This is a genomic window from Serratia sp. EC4 (assembly GCF_059652115.1).
Genome location: NZ_JBNIDE010000010.1, coordinates 25,952 through 50,189 on the forward strand (window position 1 = coordinate 25,952; position 24,238 = coordinate 50,189).

At 61.0% G+C, this 24,238-nt stretch carries 21 protein-coding genes; 11 read left to right on the top strand and 10 right to left on the bottom strand.

Going from position 1 to position 24,238, the window contains the following annotated elements; all coding sequences use genetic code 11:
• Window positions 1-33: 33 nt before the first annotated feature.
• From fhuA to hrpB, 3 genes are all read right to left on the bottom strand, one after another.
• The gene (fhuA, locus tag ACP39K_RS21155) at window positions 34-2,226 is read right to left on the bottom strand and encodes a ferrichrome porin FhuA (protein ID WP_048796843.1); all 2,193 of its coding nucleotides are present in this window, start codon (window positions 2,224-2,226) and stop codon (window positions 34-36) included.
• 251 nt (window positions 2,227-2,477) lie between these two features.
• Window positions 2,478-4,979, bottom strand: a complete 2,502-nt coding sequence (gene mrcB / locus ACP39K_RS21160; protein WP_016930056.1) for a bifunctional glycosyl transferase/transpeptidase — start codon at window positions 4,977-4,979, stop codon at window positions 2,478-2,480.
• Window positions 4,980-5,097: 118 nt separating this feature from the next.
• Window positions 5,098-7,536: an ATP-dependent helicase HrpB gene (gene hrpB / locus ACP39K_RS21165; RefSeq protein ID WP_170913144.1), complete on the bottom strand. Its 2,439-nt coding sequence runs from the start codon at window positions 7,534-7,536 to the stop codon at window positions 5,098-5,100.
• A 190-nt stretch (window positions 7,537-7,726) separates the two neighbouring features.
• Between hrpB and thpR the strand changes: the two genes are divergently transcribed.
• From thpR to folK, 6 genes are all read left to right on the top strand, one after another.
• Window positions 7,727-8,269 carry an RNA 2',3'-cyclic phosphodiesterase gene (thpR, locus tag ACP39K_RS21170; RefSeq protein ID WP_016930058.1) on the top strand — a complete coding sequence of 181 codons (543 nt, stop codon included), beginning with the start codon at window positions 7,727-7,729 and terminating at the stop codon, window positions 8,267-8,269.
• Window positions 8,266-8,973 carry a DNA/RNA nuclease SfsA gene (gene sfsA, locus ACP39K_RS21175; protein WP_004937572.1) on the top strand — a complete coding sequence of 236 codons (708 nt, stop codon included), beginning with the start codon at window positions 8,266-8,268 and terminating at the stop codon, window positions 8,971-8,973. Before thpR ends, sfsA begins: the two co-directional genes overlap by 4 nt.
• A 183-nt stretch (window positions 8,974-9,156) precedes the next feature.
• A complete protein-coding gene (dksA, locus tag ACP39K_RS21180; protein ID WP_004937569.1) occupies window positions 9,157-9,612 on the top strand; it encodes an RNA polymerase-binding protein DksA in 456 nt (151 codons plus the stop codon).
• Between the two features lie 195 nt (window positions 9,613-9,807).
• Window positions 9,808-10,719, top strand: coding sequence for a tRNA glutamyl-Q(34) synthetase GluQRS (gene gluQRS / locus ACP39K_RS21185; protein ID WP_016930059.1), 912 nt, complete (start codon window positions 9,808-9,810; stop codon window positions 10,717-10,719).
• Window positions 10,720-10,780: 61 nt separating this feature from the next.
• Entirely contained in the window at window positions 10,781-12,328 is a 1,548-nt protein-coding gene (pcnB, locus tag ACP39K_RS21190) for a polynucleotide adenylyltransferase PcnB (RefSeq protein WP_071605354.1), read from the top strand.
• Window positions 12,328-12,828 carry a 2-amino-4-hydroxy-6-hydroxymethyldihydropteridine diphosphokinase gene (gene folK / locus ACP39K_RS21195; protein ID WP_060445100.1) on the top strand — a complete coding sequence of 167 codons (501 nt, stop codon included), beginning with the start codon at window positions 12,328-12,330 and terminating at the stop codon, window positions 12,826-12,828. The genes pcnB and folK overlap by 1 nt, the downstream gene beginning before the upstream one ends.
• Before the next feature lie 5 nt (window positions 12,829-12,833).
• On the opposite strand, the gene qseC is transcribed toward folK, so the two are convergent.
• Both qseC and qseB read right to left on the bottom strand, forming a co-directional pair.
• Window positions 12,834-14,192, bottom strand: a complete 1,359-nt coding sequence (gene qseC / locus ACP39K_RS21200) for a quorum sensing histidine kinase QseC (RefSeq protein WP_033639409.1) — start codon at window positions 14,190-14,192, stop codon at window positions 12,834-12,836.
• Window positions 14,189-14,851 carry a quorum sensing response regulator transcription factor QseB gene (qseB, locus tag ACP39K_RS21205; RefSeq protein WP_033639407.1) on the bottom strand — a complete coding sequence of 221 codons (663 nt, stop codon included), beginning with the start codon at window positions 14,849-14,851 and terminating at the stop codon, window positions 14,189-14,191. Before qseB ends, qseC begins: the two co-directional genes overlap by 4 nt.
• Before the next feature lie 165 nt (window positions 14,852-15,016).
• Here qseB and panB point away from each other — a divergent pair, with 165 nt between their 5' ends.
• The 3 genes from panB (at window position 15,017) to panD (ending at window position 17,215) form a co-directional block, all read left to right on the top strand.
• On the top strand, window positions 15,017-15,811 hold the full coding sequence (panB, locus tag ACP39K_RS21210; RefSeq protein WP_004937548.1) for a 3-methyl-2-oxobutanoate hydroxymethyltransferase: 795 nt from the start codon (window positions 15,017-15,019) through the stop codon (window positions 15,809-15,811).
• Window positions 15,812-15,834: 23 nt separating this feature from the next.
• Window positions 15,835-16,689 (top strand): pantoate--beta-alanine ligase, encoded by an 855-nt coding sequence (gene panC, locus ACP39K_RS21215; RefSeq protein WP_033639404.1) that lies wholly within the window; start codon window positions 15,835-15,837, stop codon window positions 16,687-16,689.
• A gap of 145 nt (window positions 16,690-16,834) precedes the next feature.
• Window positions 16,835-17,215, top strand: coding sequence for an aspartate 1-decarboxylase (gene panD / locus ACP39K_RS21220; RefSeq protein WP_004937544.1), 381 nt, complete (start codon window positions 16,835-16,837; stop codon window positions 17,213-17,215).
• Window positions 17,216-17,249: 34 nt separating this feature from the next.
• Here the strand turns inward: panD and ACP39K_RS21225 are convergent, their stop codons facing one another.
• The 3 genes from ACP39K_RS21225 to ACP39K_RS21235 form a co-directional block, all read right to left on the bottom strand.
• Window positions 17,250-18,530, bottom strand: coding sequence for a polysaccharide deacetylase family protein (locus ACP39K_RS21225; RefSeq protein WP_028127378.1), 1,281 nt, complete (start codon window positions 18,528-18,530; stop codon window positions 17,250-17,252).
• 177 nt (window positions 18,531-18,707) lie between these two features.
• The gene (locus tag ACP39K_RS21230; RefSeq protein ID WP_004937535.1) at window positions 18,708-19,478 is read right to left on the bottom strand and encodes an ABC transporter permease; all 771 of its coding nucleotides are present in this window, start codon (window positions 19,476-19,478) and stop codon (window positions 18,708-18,710) included.
• On the bottom strand, window positions 19,475-20,398 hold the full coding sequence (locus tag ACP39K_RS21235) for an ABC transporter ATP-binding protein (protein WP_015379030.1): 924 nt from the start codon (window positions 20,396-20,398) through the stop codon (window positions 19,475-19,477). The genes ACP39K_RS21230 and ACP39K_RS21235 overlap by 4 nt, the downstream gene beginning before the upstream one ends.
• Before the next feature lie 210 nt (window positions 20,399-20,608).
• Here ACP39K_RS21235 and can point away from each other — a divergent pair, with 210 nt between their 5' ends.
• Window positions 20,609-21,265: a carbonate dehydratase gene (gene can, locus ACP39K_RS21240; RefSeq protein ID WP_016930066.1), complete on the top strand. Its 657-nt coding sequence runs from the start codon at window positions 20,609-20,611 to the stop codon at window positions 21,263-21,265.
• Between the two features lie 38 nt (window positions 21,266-21,303).
• Here the strand turns inward: can and hpt are convergent, their stop codons facing one another.
• Together hpt and cueO are read right to left on the bottom strand one after the other, a co-directional pair.
• Entirely contained in the window at window positions 21,304-21,840 is a 537-nt protein-coding gene (gene hpt, locus ACP39K_RS21245; RefSeq protein ID WP_048234659.1) for a hypoxanthine phosphoribosyltransferase, read from the bottom strand.
• A 98-nt stretch (window positions 21,841-21,938) separates the two neighbouring features.
• Window positions 21,939-23,582, bottom strand: a complete 1,644-nt coding sequence (cueO, locus tag ACP39K_RS21250; protein ID WP_115116490.1) for a multicopper oxidase CueO — start codon at window positions 23,580-23,582, stop codon at window positions 21,939-21,941.
• Window positions 23,583-23,798: 216 nt separating this feature from the next.
• Between cueO and ACP39K_RS21255 the strand changes: the two genes are divergently transcribed.
• On the top strand, window positions 23,799-24,146 hold the full coding sequence (locus ACP39K_RS21255) for a YacC family pilotin-like protein (protein ID WP_033634347.1): 348 nt from the start codon (window positions 23,799-23,801) through the stop codon (window positions 24,144-24,146).
• Window positions 24,147-24,238 lie beyond the last annotated feature (92 nt).

Consider the following 24,238-nt stretch of genomic DNA (forward strand, 5'->3'; position numbering starts at 1 on the left):
CCGGGGCGACGCGGCGCCGCCCCGGCTATCCGGTTAGAAACGGAAGGTTGCGGTGGCGACCACCTGGCGTTCTGCGCCCCAGTAGCAGGCGTAGTCGCGGTAGCAGCTCGACACGTAGGTCTTGTCGAACAGGTTATTGATGTTGACGCCCACGGACGAGCCCGGCAGGCCAAAGCGCGCCAGATCGTATTTAATGGTCGCGTCCACCAGCGTGTAGTCCGGCACCTTGAAGGTGGAGTTATCGCTGTTGAAGCTCGAGCTGGAGCCGACGTAACGCACGCCGGAACCCAGCGTCAGGCCGCTCACCGCCGTTTCGTGGAAGGTATAATCCGCCCACAGCGACGCCATATGTTTCGGCACCTCGACGGTCGGTTTGCCCTGATAGGTATTGTCCTTGGTGTACTTCGCATCGGTATAGGTATAGGAGGCGATCAGGTTGACGTTGGCATTCAATGCCGCCTTGGCTTCCAGCTCCACACCGCGCGAACGGATCTCGCCGCTCTGCACGCTGAACTGCGCGTTATCCGGATCCGGCGTCAGGTTGTTGTTCTTGGTCAGCTGGTACAGCGCGCCGGTCAGCACGATTGGGCGATCCTTCGGCACGTATTTCACACCGGCTTCATACTGCTTGCCGATCGAGGGCTTAAAGGTCTGGCCATTGATTGACGTATCGAGGGTCGGTTCAAACGACTCGCTGTAGCTGAAATACGGCGTCACGCCGTTGTCGAACAGGTAATTCAATCCGCCGCGCCAGGTAAACTGCCCATCGGAGCGTTCGTTGGTGTACCCGAGAACGCGGTTATTGGCCGACGTTTTCGCCCAGTCATAGCGCCCGCCCAGCGTCAGCAACCACTGGTTCCACTCCCCTTGCTCCTGCACATACAGGCCGGTTTGCTCCTGACGGTTCAAGTACTTGTATGGGAAGTTGATATTGACCACATCATTGCCATACTGCGGCTGGGTCATACTCAGGCCGTCTGCGGAACCATAGTCGGAATTGATATCGTTGCGCATACGCGAATAATCTACGCCAAACAACAGCGTATGGTCGATATCGCCGGTTTTCACCTTCGCCTGCGCCTGAGTATCAACCGCAAAATTGTTCAGGTGCTCTTTCGACTGAACGTAAGCGCGATTGATCGTCGTCGGTGATGACAAGCCGAATCCGTAGATGCTCTTCATATCGGTGTCCACCTGCATATAACGCAGGTTCTGGCGCACCGCCCAGGTATCGTTGAAGGCGTGTTCGAAACTGTACCCGATCATCCGCTGCTTGCGCGCCATATAGTTGCTGGCTTCGCCTTCGTTGAAATCGGTCGGCAATTTGCTGCCGTCCGGCAACGGGATCAGCGTGCCCTGCTTCGGCAACCAGCCGTAATAACCGGTATAGGGATCGTTTTGAATGTTGGCCAGCAGCGTGAAGTTGGTTTTGTCATCCGGGCGCCAGCTAAAGGATGGCGCGATCGCATAGCGCTTCTCTTTGCTCATGTTCTGCTGCGTATCGCTGTCTTTCGCCAGGCCGGTCAGCCGATAGGAATAAATGCCCTGATCGTCCAGCGCGTCGCTGAAATCGAAACCGGTCTGGAACAGGTTATCGGTACCCATTTTGAACTGGATTTCGCGCAGCGGCTCGGTGGTTGGCCGCTTGCTGACCATCGAGACCAAACCGCCCGGGTTGCTTTTACCGTACAGCACCGAGACCGGGCCGCGCAGCAGCTCGGCGCGTTCGAGGAAATAAGGATCGATGGACGCTTCGCTGTAGTTGTCGCCCAGCAACCGCAGGCCATCCAGATACTGGGTGGTGTTGGTAGCCGGGAAGCCGCGGATTGCCACCGCGTCATAGGTCGTGGAGCTGCCGCGGCTGGCGAATACGCCCGGCGCATAGGCCAGCGCGCCCTTCACCGTATCCGGCTGGCGCATGTCCATCTCTTCACGCGTCACCACGGAAACGGACTGCGGGTTCTTTTCGATCGGCGTATCGGTTTTGGTTCCGGTGGCGCTGCGTTTGGCGACATAGGTGCCGACCGGCCCCCAGGCGCTTTCCTGCTGGGCGGCATTGCTGCCGCCCACAACGGTAATCGTGTCTTCCTTGGCGGACGATTTGGCGTCGGCGGAAAAGGCCGGCATCGCCAGCGTGCCCAGCGCCGCGGCGACGGTGATCGCTAACGCGCTGACGGGGAGGCGGCCCTGCTTGGCCGCGAATGATGGAAGACGCTTGGTCGGCATAGTTGATTTCTCTGATGAATAATTAAATGACGAATGTAAACGATAATAATTATTATAAGCGTCGCATTTTATGCAGAAGCCAAATTAAACTGCAAGCCGAATTCATAGGGCAAATAGGTTAAGGATTAGACGCTTAGCCTTGCGGTTAGCAGGGGAATAAAACGAGCAGAAAAATAAAAAAGCCCGCAACCAAGGTTACGGGCTTAATAACAAAGAAAAAACTTTCACCGGGGCCGACGCCCCGGTAGCGATTACTGGCCGAACATATCCTTGATCCAGCCGGCGACGCCATCGCCATCTTTTTGCTCACCCGCCGCCGGTTGTTGCTGTTGCTGCTGTTGCTGCACCGCCGCCTGGCTGGCCTGGCACAATCCCTGCGGATTGTCGGTCCAGACCGGGATGGTGCGCCAGCTGCCGCCGCCGCAGATAAAGTTGCCGGCAGAGTCGATGCTCATCTGGTTAATGCCTTCCGGCGGCTGCAGCATCAGCGGCAGCGGCGTCTGGTTTTCCAGATAGCGGCGATACAGGGTCAACGCGCCGTTGGCGCCGGTCAGCTTGGCCGGGCCGTTGTTATCGCGCCCGACCCAGGCGATCGCCACTTCCTTGCCGTCGATGCCGGCGAACCAGCTGTCGCGCAGATCGTTGGTGGTGCCGGTTTTCGCCGCCAGGTTGTAGTTCGGGAACTTCACCGACAGCGAGCGGGAGGTCCCGCGCGCCACGCCCTGCTGCATCGCGTACAGCGTCAGGTAAGCGGCCTGCGCCGGCACCATGCGCTCCGCCTGCGGGAAGCTCTGGTACAGCACCGTGCCGTCTTCGGCGATCACCGAACGCACCGCCGACAGCGGCGCACGGTTACCGCCGCTGGCGATGGTCTGGTATTCCTGCGCCACTTCCATCGGCGTCAGGCCGATCGCCCCCAGCAGCATCGAAGGCACCGGATTGATCTCCGCTTTCGGGATCCCCAGGCGTTGCAGCGTGGCGCTGATCTGATCCAGCCCGACCGACAGGCCGAGGTTCACCGTCGGCACGTTCAGCGAGTTGGCCAACGCATCCACCAGCATCACCTGACCGCGGAATTTGCGATCGTAGTTGTTCGGCTGCCAGACGGCGCCGTTCGGCTGTTTCAGCGACAGCGGCGCATCCGCCAGCCAGGTGTTGAGACGGTATTTATCCGGTTCGGACAGCGCGGTCAGGTACGTTGGCGGCTTGGCCAGCGAGCCGACCAGGCGTCGCGCCTGCATGGCGCGGTTGAAACCGGCGAACTGCGGGTTGGCGCCGCCGACCATGGCGCGCACTTCACCGCTGAAGCGATCGACGATCACCATCGCCGCTTCCAGATCCTGCAGGTGACGCGCGGCGCGCAGCGCCGGGATGCCGTCTTCGACCGCTTTTTCCGCCGCGTCTTGCGACACCGGATCCAGCGTGGTGAAGATCTTCACGCCGGACAGGTCATTGACCTTATCGCCCAGCCTGGTTTGCAGTTCCTGACGCACCATCTGCATAAACGCCGGCTGTGGCGTAATGACGCCGCCTTTCGGCTGTACGCCCAGCGGACGCGCGCTCAGCATGTCATACAGCTCGCCGTCGATCACCCCCTGGTTCTGCAGCAGTTTGAGCACCAGATTGCGGCGTTCCAGCGCCAGTTTCGGGTTACGCCACGGGTTATACAGCGACGCGCCCTTGACCATGCCGACCAGCAGCGCCTGCTGATCGAGGCTCAGCTCATCCACCGGGCGGCCGAAGTAATACAGGCTGGCCAGCGGGAAACCGCGGATCTGGTCGCTGCCGCTCTGGCCGAGGTACACCTCGTTCAGATACAGCTCCAGGATGCGGTCTTTGCTGTAACGGTAATCCACCAACAGCGCCATATAGGCTTCGTTGGCCTTACGCCACAGCGAACGTTCGTTGGTCAGGAACAGGTTCTTCACCAGCTGCTGCGTCAGGGTACTGCCGCCCTGCACCGCACGGCCTGCGGTCAGGTTGGCCAGCACCGCGCGGCCGATGGAGTATGGGCTGATGCCGTCATGCTCGTAGAAGTGGCGGTCTTCCGTGGCGATCAGCGTGTCCACCAACAGATCCGGGAAACCGGAACGCGGCACGAACAGGCGCTGTTCACCGTTCGGCGACTGCAGCATGGTGATAAGACGCGGATCGAGGCGGAAGAAGCCGAAGCTGCGGCCGCTGTCCAGGTTTTCGATCTTCGCCAAACGGTTGTTCTGGAAATCGAGGCGGGCGCGGATCTGCCCTTCTTTACCGTCCGGGAAGTCGAACGGGCGACGCAGCATCTCGATGCTGTTGGCCTGCACGGTAAACTCGCCCGGACGCGTCATGCGGCTGACCTGGCGATACTGCATGCCTTCCAGCAGGTTGACCATCTCCTTCTTGCTGTACGGCATCCCCGGTTCCAGGTTGACCATGCGGCCGTACACCGCCGCCGGCAGCTGCCAGACTTTGCCGTCGATGCGGCTGCGGATCTGCGAGTCCAGGTAGACGCCATAGATCGCCAACAAGACGGCGAGCACCAGGATCAGTTTGATAATCAGGCCGAGCCAGCGGCGTTTTTTACGCGGCGGAGTCGCTTTTACCTTACGCGGCATGCGTTCCTCCTCCTCTTCATACTCATCATCGTCATACTCGTCTTCTTCGTAATCGTCATAATCGTCGTCTCGGCGACGGCGCGGCGGCTTGCGCGACGCGGTGCTTTTTGGTTGTTTTCCTTTGCGCCCGATGGGCTCGCGGTCATCCCCAGCCATGGCTGTTGTTCTCCGAGCTTGCCGACACTGCCGGCCATGATTAGTCGCTTAATCTGTGCCGACGCCGCAGCGCTGACCAGAAGAAACATCTGAATTCCAAACCTTGAATGATCGCGACCTACTGATATTTCTTCGTTCGGCGCGTCGGTACCGCCGTGGCCGGATCGTCCGGCCACACGTGTTTCGGGTAGCGGCCCTTCATCTCTTTTTGCACCTCGCGGTAGGCGCCTTGCCAGAAGGCCGCCAGATCGCCGGTGATTTGCAACGGCCGGTGCGCCGGTGAGAGTAACTCAAGCACCACCGGGATGCGACCCTCCGCCAACATTGGGCTGCGCTGCTCGCCGAAAACCTCCTGCAAGCGCACCGCCAGCGCCGGCGGTTTACCGGCCTCATAACGGATCGGCAGGCGGCTGCCGGTCGGCACAGTGTAATGAGTGGGTAACGCATTATCCAGCCGCTGCTTTTGCTGCCAGTCCAGCAGGCGGGACAGCGCCTCGGCGATGTTGACCTGCTTCAAGCCGCGCAGATCGCGCACGCCGTTCAGCGACGGCAACAGCCACTGCTCCAGCGCCGCCAGCAGCGGCTCTTCATCCATCGCCGGCCATTCCGCCTCCGGCAGCCAGGCTTGCGCGCACTGCAGGCGCACCCGCAATTGTTCAGCGGCGCCCTCCCAGTTGAGCACCGCCAACCCCTGCGCGCGCACCCAGTCGAGCAGCGCCTGCTGCAGCTCTTCGTCCGCCGGTTTGGCCAGCGGCTGAGCGCGCAGCGTCAGACGACCGATCTGCTGGCGTTTCCAGGCGCGCAGCGTGCCCTTTTCTTCATCCCACTCCACCGCCGTGCGCTGCATGACCATCGCCGGCAGCTGCGCCGCCAGCGCTTCGATGTCCACCGGCAGCGCCAGCAGGATACGCGCATCGGGGCTGTTGTGGCCCTGCAACAGGCTGGGAACGATCAGCCAGGGGGCGCGCGACAGCGCCTCGTCCTGATTCATCGCCGCGCCCAGGCCGTTGGCCAGCAGGTAGCGGCCGTCCTGGCCACGCCGCTGGGCGATGCGATCGGTAAATGCCTGTGCCAACAGACGCGGCGCCAGCTCGACGTCGACTTGCCCCGCACGTTGCGGCAGGCGTTTGGCCAACTGCGCGGCGCGCTGCCGCCAGTTCGCTTGCGGGCGGCTCAGCCAATAACCGATATCCATCTGCCCGCCGCGCGGCGGTTCTTCCAGCAACGCCGCCAACAATGCCGCCGTCGCCAGCCCGTCGGCGCTCAGCGTCGCGCCGGCGACCAGCATCGCCGCCAACCGCGGCTCGCACCCCAACGCAGCCATCTGGCGCCCCGGCGCGGTGAGTTTGTCGCCGTCATCCGTAGCCCCCAGGCGGCGCAACAGCGCCCTGGCCGCCGTCAATGCCGCCGCCGGAGGCGCATCAAGCCAGGTCAGTTGCGCCGGATCGTGGCAACCCCACTGCAACAGTTCGAGCCAGAAGCCGGTGAGATCGCTCTGCAAAATGTCCGGTTCGGCATGTTCCGCCGCGCGCTCCGCCTGTTCTTTGGCGAACAGATGCCAGCAAAGGCCCGGCTCCAGGCGCCCGGCGCGCCCGGCGCGCTGCACCATCGAGGCCTGACTGATGCGCTGCGTCGCCAGCCTCGTCAAACCGTTGCGCACGTCGTAACGCGCCACGCGCTCCAGACCGCTGTCCACCACCAGCCGAATGCCCTCGATCGTCAGGCTGGTTTCGGCGATGTTGGTCGCCAGCACCACCTTGCGGCGACCAGGCGCCGCCGGCTGAATCGCTTTTTGCTGTTGCGCCAGAGGCAAAGCGCCATACAGCGGGCAAAGATCGGTATCGCTCGCCACCTCGCCGGTCAATCGCTCCAGCACCCGATTGATCTCCGCCACGCCCGGCAGGAACAGCAGCAAAGATCCCGGCTGTTCGGCCAGCAACCGCTTCACCGCCGCCGCTACGCCGTCCTCCAGCCGCTGATGGCTGGCCAACGGCTGATATAAACGCTCAACCGGGAAGCTTCTCCCCTCGGACACCACTACCGGCGCTTCCGGCAGCAACTGCGACAGGCGAGCGTTATCCAAGGTGGCCGACATGATCAGCAGCTTCAGATCGTCGCGCAGCCCTTGCTGCACATCGAGCAGCAACGCCAGCGCCAGATCGGCCTGCAGGCTGCGTTCGTGGAATTCATCGAGGATCACCAACGACACGCCCTGCAGCTCGGCATCCTGCTGCAACATGCGGGTGAGAATGCCTTCCGTCACCACTTCCAGCCGGGTCTGCGGCCCGCTTTTACTTTCGGCGCGCATGCGGTAGCCCACGGTCTGGCCGGGCTCCTCCCCCAGTTGCTGTGCCAGGCGGTAAGCGACGTTTTTCGCCGCCAGCCGCCGCGGCTCTAGCATGATAATGCGCCCCGGCAACCCGGCCTTCGCCAGGAGCTGCAGCGGCAGCCAGGTGGATTTACCGGCGCCGGTCGGGGCGTGCAACAGCACCTGAGGAGCGGACTGCAACGCAGCCAGCAACTCATCAAGCACCGCGCTGACGGGCAATGAAGACACTGAACTCTCCGTGGTGGTTAACGATAAACGGCGTACAGTGTAGCATTAGCTTTGTCCCCGTAGCCTTTCAAACTGCGGCGTCGTTAGCTATAGTACGGAGCTCATTCGTGCGCCGCGCCCCTCGCGGGGCCGCTGCCAGCAACGTTTACCGCTGTTCCTGACCGTTTTGTCATGCATTTGCCGAGCCCTTATGTCCAATTCGCGCCGCCTGTTTTTTGCCCTGTCCTTGCCTGACGCCCTGCAACAGCAGGTGATCCGCTGGCGCGCCGAGGCGTTTGCGCCGGAGGCCGGCCGGCCGGTGGCTGCGGCCAATTTGCATCTGACGCTGGCGTTTCTCGGCGAGGTCACCGCGCAGAAAGAGCAAGCGCTGCGCAAGCTGGCCGGCCGCATCGTACAACCCGGGTTCAGCATGCGGCTCGACGATCTCGGCCATTGGCCGCGCCCCGGCGTGGTCTGGCTCGGCACCCGCCGCGCGCCGCGCGGGCTGCTGCAGCTGGCCGAGCTGCTGCGATCGCAGGCCGCCCGCAGCGGCTGCCATCAAAGCGCGCTGCCGTTCCATCCGCATGTCACGCTGCTGCGCGCCGCTACCCAGCCGGTGGCGATCCCGCCGGCGACGCCGGGCTGGGCGTTCAGCGCCGACGCCTTTTCCTTATATGAGTCGGTGTTCGAAAACGGCCGCACCCGCTATCAACACCTCGAACAGTGGCCGCTGGCCAAGCAGGCATCCGCATGATTTTTTCTCCACCGCTGCGTTCCGCCACGCTGATCAAACGTTACAAACGCTTTCTGGCGGACGTGATCACCCCGGAAGGGGAAACCTTTACGCTGCACTGCGCCAATACCGGCGCCATGACCGGCTGCGCCACGCCCGGCGACACCGTTTGGTACTCCACCTCGGACAATCCCAAGCGCAAATACGCTCACAGCTGGGAGTTGACCCATACCCAACAGGGGCACTGGATCTGCGTCAATACCCTGCGCGCCAACGCGCTGGTGCGCGAGGCGATTGAACACAATTTAATCAATGAATTATCCGGTTACAGTAAAATCAGCGGCGAGGTGAAATACGGCGGTGAAAACAGCCGTATCGATTTGTTATTACAGGCAGAAAATCGGGTTAACTGCTATATTGAAGTTAAGTCAGTCACATTACTGCAACAACAACGTGGTTACTTTCCTGATGCGGTAACGCTCAGAGGGCAAAAGCACCTGCGTGAGTTGCTCAGCGTGGTTGAAAGCGGGCAACGGGCGGTGTTGTTCTTTGCCGTGTTACACAGCGGTATTGAGCAGGTCGCACCGGCACATCATATAGATGAGCGCTATGCGGCGCTGTTGGCACAGGTCCGGCAGTTGGGAGTGGAAGTGGTTTGCTACGGGGCAAAATTATCACCTGACGGTATTTATCTCTGCGATAAGCTGCCGTTTTTTATCGATTAACGCAGTCGGGTCCCTATAAATAGACAACCGGCCAGCACGATCGCCAAATACGCCCTCCTTCACACGATTGTCAAGCGGGCGACAGGAATAATTGCCAACCTACCTTCCTTCTGTTATTTATAGCGGCCTGTTTTTCCCCCGCATTGGGGATTCGATAGTGCGTGTGTATGTAGGAGAAGCAACATGCAAGAAGGGCAAAACCGTAAAACCTCGTCCTTGAGCATTCTCGCCATCGCTGGGGTGGAGCCGTACCAAGAGAAGCCGGGCGAAGAGTACATGAACGACGCCCAGTTGTCGCATTTCAAGCGCATTCTTGAAGCGTGGCGCAACCAGCTCAGGGACGAAGTGGACCGTACTGTATCGCATATGCAAGAAGAGGCAGCCAACTTCCCTGATCCGGCCGACCGTGCCACTCAGGAAGAAGAGTTCAGCCTTGAACTGCGTAACCGTGACCGTGAACGCAAACTGATCAAAAAGATCGAGAAAACGCTGAAGAAAGTGGAAGACGATGATTTCGGCTACTGCGAATCTTGTGGCGTGGAGATCGGTATTCGTCGCCTCGAAGCGCGTCCGACCGCCGATCTGTGCATCGACTGCAAGACGCTGGCCGAGATCCGCGAAAAGCAGATGGCCGGCTAATACCGCTACTCTAAATGATTGGAGCTGCATCAAGGCGGCAAGAATGCGCATCCCGATGAGCTTACTCAAGTAAGTGATTCGGGTAAGCAGGCGCAGCTAACACAGATGCAGTTTCAAGCATAACGAGTATGTTACCGCTGCGGCGTGCGTACCCGCGTGCGCCGCACAGAGAAAAGGGAACCCCTCCCCTCTGATATGCAAGAAAGTCATTATGTGGGGCGTTTTGCCCCATCGCCTTCCGGGGATCTGCATTTCGGTTCGCTGATTGCCGCTCTGGGAAGCTACCTTCAGGCTCGCGCCCAACGCGGGCAGTGGCTGGTTCGCATCGAAGATATCGACCCGCCGCGTGAAGTCCCCGGCGCCGCCGCTCGCATCCTGTCCGCGCTGGAACATTATGGTCTCCACTGGGACGGCCAGGTCATCTATCAATCCCAACGTCACGACGCCTATCGCGCCGCGCTGGATCTGTTGCAGCGCCAGGGGCTCAGCTATTACTGCACCTGCACCCGCAGCCGCATCCAGCACATCGGCGGATTGTACGACGGCCACTGTCGTGACTTGCAGCTCGGCCCGCAGGGCGCCGCCATCCGCTTGCGCCAGACCGCGCCCGTTTACCGGTTCCACGATCGCCTGCAGGGAGAATTGCAGGCCGATCCGGCGCTGGCGGGGGAAGACTTTATCATTCGCCGCCGCGATGGGCTGTTCGCCTACAACCTGGCGGTGGTGATCGACGACCATTTTCAGGGCGTGACCGAGATTGTCCGCGGCGCCGATCTGATCGAACCGACGGTGCGCCAAATTGCCCTCTACCGCCAGCTGCAGGCGCCGGTGCCCGCTTATGTGCATCTGCCGCTGGCGCTGGGCGCCAACGGCATCAAGCTGTCGAAGCAAAATCATGCGCCGGCGTTGCCCGCCGGCGATCCGCGGCCGGTGCTGATCGCCGCGCTGAAATTTCTGCGCCAACCGCTGCCGGAAAGCTGGCAAGATCTTGACCTGCCATTATTATTGAGCTGGGCGATCGAACACTGGCGGTTGGAAAACGTGCCGCGTCAGGAGGCTATCCCTCTGGATGAAAACACGCCGGCATTCTCAAAGGAGCCATGGTGAGCTATGATTAGCCGCTATTTTTTGTTAGCTCCATTTTTATCAGTCACTATCGAGGTGTACCATTTTTACCCGAGTAGCCAACTTCTGTCGTAAGGTACTGACCCGCGATGACAAGCTGCCCCGCGACGACGCGGCGGCCGGCGATAAAAACGTAGTCCGCGAAGAGCGTGTCGCGGCGCCAAGCCGCCCTGCGCCGCAGCCGCGCGCCGCCGATAACGGCAGCAACGCCCCTGCCCGCCGCTCAACGCCGCGCAAGCGTCCGCCTTTTCCTATCGCCGAGAGCAACGACTCGATGACCGTGATCCCGCGCGAACAGCACTCGATCTCCCGTAAAGACATCAGCGAAAATGCGCTGAAAGTGCTTTATCGCCTGAACAAGTCCGGCTACGAGGCTTATCTGGTCGGCGGCGGGGTGCGCGATCTGTTGCTCGGCAAAAAGCCGAAAGACTTCGACATCACCACCAACGCCACGCCGGAACAAGTGCGCAAACTGTTCCGCAACTGCCGCCTGGTCGGCCGCCGCTTCCGTCTGGCGCACGTGATGTTTGGGCCGGAGATCATCGAAGTGGCCACCTTCCGCGGTCACCACGAACAGAATCAGGAATCCGACAAGAATTCCTCCCAGCAGGCGCAAAACGGCATGCTGCTGCGCGACAACATCTTCGGTTCGATCGAGGAAGACGCCCAGCGCCGTGATTTCACCATCAACAGCCTGTACTACGGCGTGGCGGATTTCACCCTGCGCGATTACGTCGGCGGCCTGAACGATCTGAAACAAGGCGTGATCCGCCTGATCGGCGATCCGGAAACCCGCTACCGCGAAGATCCGGTGCGCATGCTGCGCGCGGTGCGCTTCGCCGCCAAGCTGGACATGCGCATCAGCGAAGAGACCGCCGAGCCGATCCCGCGCCTGGCCTCGCTGCTGCATGAGATCCCGCCGGCGCGTCTGTTCGAAGAATCCCTCAAGCTGCTGCAGGCGGGTTACGGTTTCCAGACCTACCTGAAGCTGTGCGAATATCAGCTGTTCCAACCGCTGTTCCCGCTGATCGCCCGCAACTTCACGCCGAACCACGATACGCCGATGGAGCGCATTCTGGTGCAGGTGCTGAAGAACACCGATCATCGTCTGCAGAACGACATGCGCGTCAACCCGGCGTTCCTGTTCGCCGCCATGCTGTGGTACCCGCTGCTGGAGCACGCGCAGAAGCTGGCGCAGGAAAGCGGCCTGGCCTACTACGACGCCTTCGCGCTGGCGATGAACGATGTGCTCGACGAGCAGTGCCGCTCGTTGGCGATCCCGAAACGCATCACCACGCTGGTGCGCGATATCTGGCAGCTGCAGCTGCGCCTGTCTCGCCGTCAGGGCAAACGCGCGCACAAACTGATGGAACATCCGAAATTCCGCGCCGCCTATGATCTGCTGGCGCTGCGTGCGGAAGTGGAAGACAATCAGGAGATGCTGCGTCTGGCCGAGTGGTGGGGCGAGTTCCAGGACGCCACGCCGGCGCGGCAGAAAGCCATGCTGAGCACCCTGGGCGACGATCCGGCGCCGCGCCGCGCGCGCCAACGCCGCCCTCGCCGCCGGGCACCGCGCAAAGAAGGGGCATAATGATCCGCGTTTATATCGCGCTGGGCAGCAACCTGGCGCAGCCGCTGCAACAGGTTAACGCCGCGCTGGAGGCGCTGGAGCATCTCCCGCGCACCCGGCTGGTCATCTGTTCTTCGTTTTACCGCACCAAGCCGCTGGGGCCGCAAAACCAGCCGGACTTTCTCAACGCGGTGGTGGCGCTGGATACCCTGTTGCCGCCCGAACAGCTGCTCGACCATACCCAGGCGATAGAACGCAATCAGGGGCGCGTGCGCAAGGATGAGCGCTGGGGGCCGCGCACGCTCGATCTGGATATCATGCTGTACGGCGACAAGGTGATCCATACCGAGCGCCTGACGGTGCCGCATTACGGCCTGAAAGAGCGCGAATTCATGCTCTACCCGCTGGCGGAAATCGCCCCCGATCTGATTTTCCCCGATGGCGAACCGCTCGCCAGCTGCCTCAAGCGCGTGCCGGAAAACGGCATGGCGCTGTGGCATCAGCCAAAACTCAAGTCCTGACCCACCTACAGCGCCAACCGCGCTACAAATCCCCCCGCCGGGCGATTGGCGAAACTGACCTGCAAACCATGCAAGCCGGCGATACGCTGCACGATAGATAACCCCAGACCGCTGCCGGTTTGTTCCTGTCCCGGCGGGCGGTAGAAACGTTCTCCGAGCCGCGCCAGATGCTCCGTGGTGACACCCGGACCGTCGTCCGCCACCGTCAGCGAACGTTCGCTCAACGTCACGGTGACGACGCCGCCCTGCGGGGTATAGCGCACCGCGTTGTCCAGCAGATTGCGCAACAGCAACGACAGCAGCAAGGTTTCTCCCTGACGCGGCGGTGGCGTTCCCTGATGTTCATAGCGTAGCGTCACGCCCGCCGCATGGGCCTGCCGATCCTGCTCCGCCAGGGTCATCGTCACCAGATCGTTCCAGTCGACCGGCGCAAGTTCGGCCAGATCCGACAGCGAATCCAGCCGCGACAGCGTCAGCAGTTGATCCACCAGCCGGGTGGCGCGGTCGATGCCGAGCGTCAGATTGTCCAGCGCGTGCTCACGCATCGGCGCATCGTCCCCCGCCAGCTGCACCACTTCAGTCTGCACCCGCAGCGCCGCCAGCGGGCTGCGCAACTCGTGCGCGGCATCGGAGGTGAAGCGCCGCTCCCGCACCAGCAAAGCGTTGATGCGGGCGAACAGCGCATTGAGCGCATCCACCAGCGGGCGCACCTCGGTCGGCACCTGGCGCGCATCCAGCGGCGTGGCGTCATCGGGCGCGCGCCGGCGCAAACCGGCCGCCACCGCGCGCAGCGGCCGCAGCTCGCGCCCGACCATCAGCGCGATCAGCAGCATCAGTACCGGCAGCGTCGCCAGCCAGGGCACCAGCTGGCCCGTCACCATGCCCAGCGCCATATCGCGCCGGTAATCCCACTCCTGCCCCACGACAATGCGATAGCGCCCGTCGGGGCTGGTCAGCCATACCAGACGCCAGCTGTCGTCATCGCCTTTGCGCTCGCCGTCGGTAAAACCTTCACGCTCCCCGTCAAACAGGAAATCAGCGCCGTTCTCGCCGTCGTTGAGCAGCATCTTGCCTTGGCGATCGAAGATGGCGAACGCCAGCGCGTCGTCGTCCTGCTCGCCGCGCTTGCCGTGATGCACCAGCTTCTTGGTTTTCGGCAGGCTGCGTGCGCTTTCATCGGCCAACAGATCGCCGAGGTTGGCGGTCGCCAGCCTTTTGGCGAACAGCATCTGTTGGGTGTCGAACACTTCGTTGATGGTGTTGCGCGACATCACCCAGGCCACCACGCTGGCGGTGCTCCAGGTCAGCAGCGCCAACAGGCTGAAGATCAGGATCAGGCGCAGCCGCAGGCTGAGACGCTTCACGGCGCATCCCCCAGCGTGTAACCCACGCCGTGGATGGTGCGGATGAAGCCGTTGCCCAGCTTGCGCCGCAGGTGGTGAATATGCACCTCCACCGCGTTGCTGCTCACGTCGTCGTCCCAGTTATACAGTTTCTCCTGAATCAACGGCCGCGCCAGCACCCGCCCCTTGTTGTGCAAAAACAGCTCCAGCACCGCCAATTCGCGCGGCGTCAGCGTCACCGGTTCACCGTTGCAGCTCACGCTGCGGGTGGCGCTGTCGAACACTACGTTGCCGTGCGTCAGCTGCGGCATCAGTTGGCCGTGACGACGCCGGATCAGCGCCTGCAGGCGCGCCGCCACTTCGGCCAGCGCGAACGGCTTGCACAGATAATCGTCGGCGCCGCTTTGCAGCCCGCTGACCCGCTGCTCCAGCGCGTCGCGGGCGGTGAGGATCAGCACCGGCACGTCCTGCCCGGCCTGGCGCCATTGGCGCAGCAGATCCAGGCCGTCGAGGCCCGGCAGGCTGAGATCGAGGATCACCGCGTCGTACGGCGCACTGTCCAGCGCATTTTTGCCGACGGCGCCGTCGGTGAACCAGTCCAGGTTGAAGCCGAGTTTAGTCAGCCCGGCCTTGATGCCGTCACCGATCAGTTTGTCATCTTCGATCAACAGAATTCGCATGAGTATCCCTTTTGAGTCTTGGCGCCATTGCACCACAAGGTTCTTAAGAACCGCTTAAGCATGGCGATCCGCGCTACCCACCCCGATCGGGTTACAGTAGAATGGCTGCACTTTTTTGCAGCCTGGGCCTGCGTAAGCCGCACGGCCCTTTCAGGAGACGTTGTGATGAAACCCACCACCGTAACCCATTTGCGCCAGTGGAAACAGGAGCAGCGCAAGTTTGCTACCCTTACCGCCTACGATGCCAGCTTTGCCAAACTGTTTGAAGAGCAAGGCATCAAAGTCCTGTTGGTGGGCGATTCGCTGGGCATGACGCTGCAGGGCCACGACTCCACGCTGCCGGTCACCGTCGCCGACGTGGCCTACCACACGCGCGCCGTGCGCCGCGGCGCGCCGGCCTGCCTGCTGCTGGCCGATCTGCCGTTCATGAGTTACGCCACCCCGGAACAGACCTTCGCCAACGCCGCCGAGCTGATGCGCGCCGGCGCCAACATGGTGAAACTGGAAGGCGGCAGCTGGCTGTGCGACACGGTGAAAATGCTCGCTGAACGCGCGGTACCGGTGTGCGGACACCTGGGCCTGACGCCGCAGTCGGTCAACGTGTTCGGCGGCTATAAGGTGCAAGGGCGCGACGAACTGGCCGCCAAACAGCTGTTGCAGGACGCGCAGAATCTGGAACTGGCCGGCATTCAGCTGCTGGTGCTGGAATGCGTGCCGACCGAGCTGGCGCGCCAGATCACCGAAGCGCTGTCCATTCCGGTCATCGGCATCGGAGCCGGCAACGGCACCGACGGCCAGATCCTGGTGATGCATGACGCCTTCGGCATCACCGGCGGCCACACGCCGAAGTTCGCCAAGAACTTCCTGGCGCAGAGCGGCGATATCCGCACGGCGGTGCAGCATTACATTCAGGAAGTGGAGCAAGGCCTCTACCCGGCGGCTGAACACTCTTTTAACTAAGCGATGGTTCCAGGAGTCCCCCAATGATTATTATCGAAACCCTGCCGATGCTGCGTCAGCAGATCCGCCGCTGGCGCCAGGAAGGCAAACGCATCGCGCTGGTGCCGACCATGGGCAACCTGCACGACGGCCACATGACGCTGGTCGATGAAGCGCGCGCCCGCGCCGACGTGGTGGTGGTGAGCATCTTCGTTAACCCGATGCAGTTCGATCGGCCGGACGATCTGGCGCGCTACCCGCGCACGCTGCAGGAAGACAGCGAGAAGCTGACTCGCCGCGGCGTCGATCTGGTGTTTGCGCCGGCCCCGGCCGCGGTTTATCCGCAGGGCCTGGAGCAGCAGACCTACGTCGATGTGCCGGGCATCTCCACCATCCTGGAAGGCGCAAGTCGGCCGGGCCACTTCCGCGGCGTTTCCACCATCGTCAGCAAGCTGTTCAACCTGGTGCAGCCTGATTTGGCCTGTTTCGGCGAGAAGGATTACCAACAGCTGGCGCTGATCCGCAAAATGGTGGCGGACATGGGTTACGACATCGATATCGTCGGCGTGCCGACCGTGCGCGCCAAAGACGGCCTGGCCCTCAGCTCGCGCAACGGTTACCTGACCGCCGAAGAGCGCAAGGTTGCGCCGCAGCTGAGCAAAATCATGAACGCGCTGGCGCAACAGTTGGCCAATGGCGAGCGCCAGGTCGAAACGCTGCTGGAGCAGACCGCCGAGCAGCTGCGCGCCGCCGGCTTTACGCCGGATGAGTTGTTTATTCGCGACGCCGACAGCCTGCAGCCGCTGACGGTGGACAGCCAGCGGGCGGTGGTGCTGATGGCCGCCTGGCTGGGCAAGGCGCGTCTTATCGACAACCAGCAGGTCGACCTGACGCTGTAAGCCGTTTTTTATACTGTCGTCACCCTGAAGCCCTGGCCATTGGTAGACAATGGCGAAGCAATCGGTGACGATAGAGATTGCAGGGATGCAGGAGAGATGTTCAACCCCAGCGCCTGTGAAGGCCGATATTCAGTTAGGTAAAGCTATGATACGTACTATGCTGCAAGGCAAGCTGCATCGCGTCAAAGTCACTCAGGCTGACTTGCACTATGAAGGATCCTGCGCCATCGACCAGGATTTCCTGGAGGCCGCCGGCATTCTGGAATATGAAGCGATCGATATTTACAACGTGGATAACGGCCAGCGCTTCTCCACCTACGCCATCGCCGCCGAGCGCGGTTCGCGCATCATATCGGTCAACGGCGCCGCCGCGCGCTGCGCCTGCGTCGGCGACAAACTGATCATCTGCTCCTATGTGCAAATGACCGATGCCGACGCCCGCCAGCACCACCCGAAAGTCGCCTATTTCGAAGGTGACAACAACCTGCAGCGCAAGGCGAAAGCCGTGCCGGTTCAGGTCGCCTGACAATAAAACGGGCGCCTTGCGCGCCCGTTCTTCCTTATTGCACCACCACCGTGCCCGGTTTGTTGGCTATCCGATCCGCCATGGTCTGGATCGAGTCGGTGCGCAGAATATACAGCCGCTTCAGCGTATAGGGGTTATCCCCCGGCTTCACCTTGCCCTGCACCGTGGTCACCGCCAGATGGAACCCGGCGTCCTGCGCCGCCTGAATCGCCCGTTGGTTATAACCGCCGAACGGGTAGGACAGATACAGCACGTGCGGGTTGAACTGCGACAGCGCGCGGCGCGAGCGCTCAAAATCGAACTCGATATTGTGCAGCGAACGGCTCAGCAAAATCGGCTGGCGATTGCCGTCGGTGCGGTGCAGGAAATGGGTATGCGACTGCACGTCGAACACGTCCTGAATCTGCTTGAGCTCCGAGACGCTCATAAACTGCAGCGAGTCCGGGTTCCATTTCTGCGGGTGGCGTTTGATGCGCGAAGAGATGATGAACGCCGTGGCGCGGAAACCGTAATCCTTCAGCACCGGATAAGCGTAGCGATACACCGATTTCAGGCCGTCGTCAAAAGTCAGCACGATCGCCTTGCCCGGCAGGTTGATCTGATTTTTCAGGTAGGCTTCCAGCTGGTACAGCGAAATGGTGTCGTAGCCCGCCTGCTTCAGGTAGGTCATCTGGTTGCTGAACGCCACGTCTGAAGTGGTGGTCGAGGTGTGGCGGAAGCGTTTGTTCTCTTCGTTTTTCAGCAGGTGGTGGTAAGTCAGCACCGGTATGCCGTTATCGATCTCGCAGTCCAACTCATTAATGAATCCCAGCCGCTCGCCGATGTTGACCTCGTACCAGGTGTTGTTCAGGCGATCCTTCAGCTTGCCGATGATCGGATAGCGCAGGTTGCCTTCCAGCGTGCCCAAGACTTCGCTGTCCTTGTCCGCTGCGGTGTATACGTCGATCGTTTTTTGCGTGATCAGATTCTGGTTGGTCAGCGGTTTGTTCAGCTCGCCCAAATCGTCTTGCACCTTGCGCGACTTCTTCAATTCACGCACGTCGTCTTTATCGATAAAGCCGGTACCATGCCCAAATTTGAATTCGTAGTATTCCGCATCCGCCGGGAACACCTGGATCAGTTGCCCGCGCTTCACTTCCCCTACCGGGATCACATGCTCGCCCACCAACGCATAGACTTCGCTATCGCGCTGCGCTTCCATGTATTCAGATTTAACCGCGCTGTCTTCCGACAGCAGACTAGCCAGGCTCACAGGGGAAACCAACGACATCAGAATGCCGAGCAACCCAGCCGTTAACGTGTATTGAGACCGCATGATGATGTTCTGCTTACGAGTGCGTAATGACAAAAGTGGAGGAAATGTGGAGCGCCAGCATAGCACGATTTGAACAGCGGGGAACTAGCGGTTATTTGAGCAATTCTATTGATTTACGCGCCGCCTGCGCCAAATCAAGAAAAGCGCCCCCGCCGGGAAAGCGAGGGCGCGATACGATCAGCTGCGCAGGCCGCGGCCGCGCTCGATCAGGTACCAGGACAGCAGGTAAAACACCGCGATAAACGCCACCAGCACCGCCATGGTGAACGCCAGCGGCACATCGTTGATGCCGAGGAAACCGTAGCGGAAGCCGCTGATCATATAAACGATGGGGTTCAGCTTGGACACCGCCTGCCAGAATGGCGGCAGCAACGACAGCGAGTAGAACACCCCGCCCAGGTAAGTCAGCGGCGTCAGCACGAAGGTCGGGATCAGGCTGATGTCGTCGAAAGTGGTGGCGAACACCGCATTGATCAGCCCCGCCAGCGAGAACAGGATCGCCGTCAGCAGCAGCGTCAGCGCAATCACCCACCAGGCATGCACCTGCAGCGGCACGAAGAACAGCGAAATGATGGTCACCAGCACGCCGACGCAGATGCCGCGCGCCACGCCGCCGCCGACATAGCCGGCGATCACCACGTGGGTCGGCACCGGCGCCACCAGCAGTTCCTCAATGTTGCGCTGAAACTTGGCGCTGAAGAACGACGAGGCGACGTTGGCATAGGAGTTGGTGATCACCGCCATCATGATAAGGCCGGGCACGATGAACTGCATGTAGCTGAAGCCGTGCATATCGCCGATGCGCGAGCCGATCAGGTTACCGAAGATGATGAAGTACAGCGTCATAGTGATCACCGGCGGCACCAGGGTCTGGATCCAGATGCGCGCGAACCGGTTTACCTCTTTGGCCCAGATGCTCTGTAAGGCCACCCAATACAAACGCGTCATGCTTTCTCTCCATTGCCGTTAACCAGGGTGACAAACAGCTCTTCCAGGCGGTTCGCCTTATTGCGCATGCTCAGCACCTGCACGCCCTGCGCGCTCAGCTGGGCGAACAGGCCGTTCAGCCCTTGCTCGCGCATCACCTCCACTTCCAGCGTCGAGGTATCCGTCAGGCGGCTGTGGTAACCGTCCAGCTTCGGCAGCGGGCTCTTCGCCGCCAGATCGAGGATGAAGGTTTCCGACTTCAGCTTGGCCAGCAGCCCCTTCATCGAGGTGTTTTCCACCAGTTCCCCGTTCTGGATGATGCCGATGTTGCGGCACAGCATTTCCGCCTCTTCCAGATAGTGGGTGGTGAGGATAATGGTGGTGCCCTGGGCGTTCAGCTCTTTCAGGAAGCCCCACATCGAGCGACGCAGCTCAATATCCACCCCGGCGGTCGGCTCATCGAGAATCAGCAGCTTCGGCTGATGCATCAACGCGCGGGCGATCATCAGGCGGCGCTTCATGCCGCCGGACAGCATGCGGGCGCGCTCGTTGCGCTTGCCCCACAGATCCAGCTGATTGAGGTATTTTTCGGCGCGCGCCATCGCTTCACGCCGCGTGACGCCGTAGTAACCCGCCTGGTTCACCACGATCTGCAACACGGTCTCAAACGGGTTGAAGTTGAACTCCTGCGGCACCAGGCCGAGCTGGCGCTTGGCGTTGACGATGTCTTTATCGATGTCGTAACCGAACACCCGCACGCTGCCGGCGGTTTTGTTCACCAGCGAGCTGATGATGCCGATGGTGGTGGACTTTCCGGCGCCGTTTGGCCCCAGCAGGGCATAAAAGTCCCCCGCTTCGACGCTCAGGTCGATGCCGCGCAGCGCCTTGACGCCACCGGCGTAAGTCTTGGTCAGCTGCGCTAATTCCAGTGCATAATTCATATGTAAAATAGTACCTTATAACGATGAGTATGCCGCCGCGCCCCTGTTTGCGAGGCTTGAAACACTAACAATAATCCTAGCATCGACGGCGTTTTCACTGCGTCGAATCCGTGCGGTAAATGCGGCTGCACCACTGTTCCGATTTCCAAATTGTGACGCTTACCCTATATTACCCCAACGCAATCTGTCCGTTACGGGTCAATCACCTTCATGAAAGAAATCGAAGAGCTTATCGCCAACAACCAGGCCTGGTCGGCCAATATCAGTCAGGAAGACCCGGAATTTTTTGAACGTTTAGCCCAGGCGCAAAAGCCCCGCTTCTTATGGATTGGTTGCTCTGACAGCCGCGTTCCCGCAGAACGCCTGACCGGCCTCGAGCCGGGTGAACTGTTCGTCCATCGCAACGTGGCGAACCTCGTGATCCACACCGATCTTAACTGCCTGTCGGTGGTGCAGTATGCGGTAGATGTGCTGGAAGTCGAACACATCATCATCTGCGGCCACCTGGGCTGCGGCGGCGTGCAGGCGGCGGTGGAAAACCCGGAGCTGGGATTGATCGACAACTGGCTGCTGCACATTCGCGATCTGTGGTACAAGCACAGCTCGCTGCTGGGCGAGCTGCCGCCGGAACAGCGTTTCGACATGCTGTGCGAGATCAACGTCATTGAACAGGTGTACAACCTGGGCCACTCCACCATCATGCAGTCCGCCTGGAAGCGCGGCCAGAAGGTGATGATCCACGGTTGGGTGTACGGCATTCAGGACGGCCGTCTGCGCGATATGGAAGTGCTGGCGACCAGCCGCGAGAGCCTGGAGATGGGCTACCGCAAAGCGATAGCCAAACTGAAACAGGATAAAGGCGTATAACCCCGCCGCGGGCGCGGCTTGCCGCGCCCCACATCCAATTACTCGTCCAGCAGCACCACTTTGCCGACGTACGGCAGGTGACGGTAGCGCTGAGCGTAGTCGATGCCATACCCCACCACGAACTCATCCGGGATCGAGAAGCCGACATATTCGACCGGCACCTGCACTTCACGGCGCTCGGGTTTGTCCAGCAAGGTGCAAATCGCCAGCGATTTCGGCCCGCGCAGCGCCAAAATCTCGCGCACTTTGTTCAGCGTGTTGCCGGAATCGATGATGTCTTCCACGATCAGCACGTCTTTGCCGCGAATGTCTTCGTCCAGATCCTTGAGGATCTTCACGTCGCGGGTGGTGGACATGCCGCTGCCGTAGCTGGAGGCGGTCATAAAGTCGACTTCGTGCGGCACGTCGATCGCGCGGCAGAGATCGGCCATGAACATGAAGGAGCCGCGCAGCAGCCCGACCAGCACCATGTCGCTGCCGCTGTCGCGGTAATGTTCGGTGATCTGGCGGCCAAGTTCGGCGATACGGGTCTTAACTTCCTGCTCGGAAATCATTACGTCTACAGTGTGTTTCATAGTATTCAGGTCAGTTGCCGGAAGAAAGGCGCAGAGTTTAGCATAGCCTTTCGCCGGTGGCGACGCGAGCGCACCGCCACCTGAGCGATGGACCGCGATCAGTCGTCGACGGTAAAGCCCATCATCATGCCGGTATCTTCATGCTCCAACAGGTGGCAGTGGGCCATATACGCATGTTCGCTGCTTGCCGGATGATCGAAACGCACCAGCACTTCGCTGCGCCACCCTTCGACGCGCACCGTGTCCTTCCAGCCGCTGCGATGCGCCGCCGGCGGTTTGCCGTTTTCCGAAAGGATACGGAACTGGGTGCCGTGAATGTGGAACGGGTGCAGCATCATGTCGCCCTCACCGGAAATGGTCCATTTTTCATACTGGCCCCGTTTGGCGGCAAACATCGGTTTGTTCATGTCGAAGGCCTTGCCGTTGATCATGTTGCCGTGGCTGAAATCGAACGGTTTGGCTTTGCTCTGCGCGCCGCCGTGATCCATCCCGGCCATCTTGCCATGATCCATGCCCTTCATGTTGCCGTGGTCCATGCCCTGCATGCCGCCCTTCTCCATGCCTTTCATGTCTCCAGCGCCCGTCGCGCCATGATTCATGCTCATGCCGGCCATCGCCTGGTGACCATAACGATCCATCAGCGCCTGCATGCCGAGCCTATCCAGCTGCGGATCCATCATCAGCTGCAGCCAACGCTCCTGGATGCCGGTGGTGGCAGGCAATGTCGGCAGCTTCACCAGGCTGTCCGGCATGGTTTTGATACCCTGTGCCAACGACGGCTGAATGCGCAACACCGGCAGCGGTTGATCGAACGGCGCCAGCGTCATGCCCATCTGTTTCACCGGCAGCGTCACGATATCGAACGCTTTCCCGTCGGAGGCATCAACCAGCACTTCAAAGCGTTCGCCCATCAGCATCGGCAGCTCGGTCAGCTTCACCGGCTCCGCCAGGAAACCGCCGTCGCTGGCGATAACATACAGCGGACGGTTGTCACTGGCCGCCAGATTCAACGAGCGGGCGTTGCAACCGTTGAGAAAACGCAGACGCAGCCAGCCGCGCGGCGCCAGATGTTGCGGATACTGCGCGCCGTTGGTGAACATGCGATCGCCAAACCAGCCCACCGCCGCGCTCATCACGTCCAGGCGGTATTCGATCTGCGCGTCTTTGCCCAGCCGCTTATCCTGCAGGATCACCGGAATATCATCCTGCCCCCAGGTTTTCGGCAGCGGCAGTTTGGCGCTTTCATCGTCTTCCAGCAGCACCAACCCCGCCAGCCCCATCATCACCTGGCTGCCGGTTTTACCGTGCGTGTGCGGGTGGAACCAGCAGGTGGCCGCCGGTTGATCGACGGTGAAATTCACCGTGCGCGTCGCGCCGGGGTGGATCAGCGCCTGCGGGCCGCCATCGACGTCGCCGGGAATTTCCAGCCCGTGCCAGTGGACGGTACTGGCCTCCGCCAGGCTGTTTTTGATATCGACCGTCACCGGCTGGCCACGCTGCAGCTTCACCGCCGGCCCGAGCAGCGCGCCGTTGAATCCCCAGGTTTTGGTGGCGGCGCCGGGCAACCAGCGGGTTTCCCCCGCCTGCAGCGCCAGCGCAATCTTTCCCTGCGCGCCCGGCGTCAACAGCGGCGGTACCGGCAGGGCCGGCCGATCGGCCGCCCAGGCCGCCCGGCTCCATAACGGCAATGCGCTCGCCGCGCCCAGCGCAGCGGTTAATTTAATAAAATCACGGCGTAACATCGCTGACTCCCTTTTCTCAGTGACATAACTCAATGCCGCCAGCCTAAACCTTCCCCCAGGCGGAAGGTCAAGCCTTTCCTGGCGGTATTTTAAGCTATGCCTCACAATCAGAGAGTGTGACTGACACACGCGACGCCGGCCCGGCAGCAATAAAATTTGGTGCCTTTACAGGCAAGTGTGGTAACGTCAACAGACGACAAACAGGCCTATTTCATGATGAAAAAAACAACGTTATCGATGCTGTTGCTGGCGATGCTGGGCTTCTCCAACGCCAGTCTGGCGCTGAATGAATCCGAGGCGGAAGATCTGGCCGATCTGACGGCGGTATTTATTTATTTGAAAAATGATTGCGGCTACAACGATTTGCCAAATGTGCAAATCAAACGCGCTATCGTCTATTTCGCACAACAAAACCGCTGGGATTTGAGCAACTACAACAGCTTTAACATGAAGGCGCTGGGCGAAGACAGCTATCGCGATCTCAGCGGCATCGCCATTCCAACGCCGAAGAAGTGCAAATCGCTGGCGCGCGACTCGTTGAGCCTGCTGGCCTACGCCAACTAATTCCGCCCCTCTCCCCCACCCGCCTTTCGCTCTCTCTGTCTGAAATTCAACCGTGCATCGCCAGACAGAGTTAGCTATGATGTTGCGCCGAT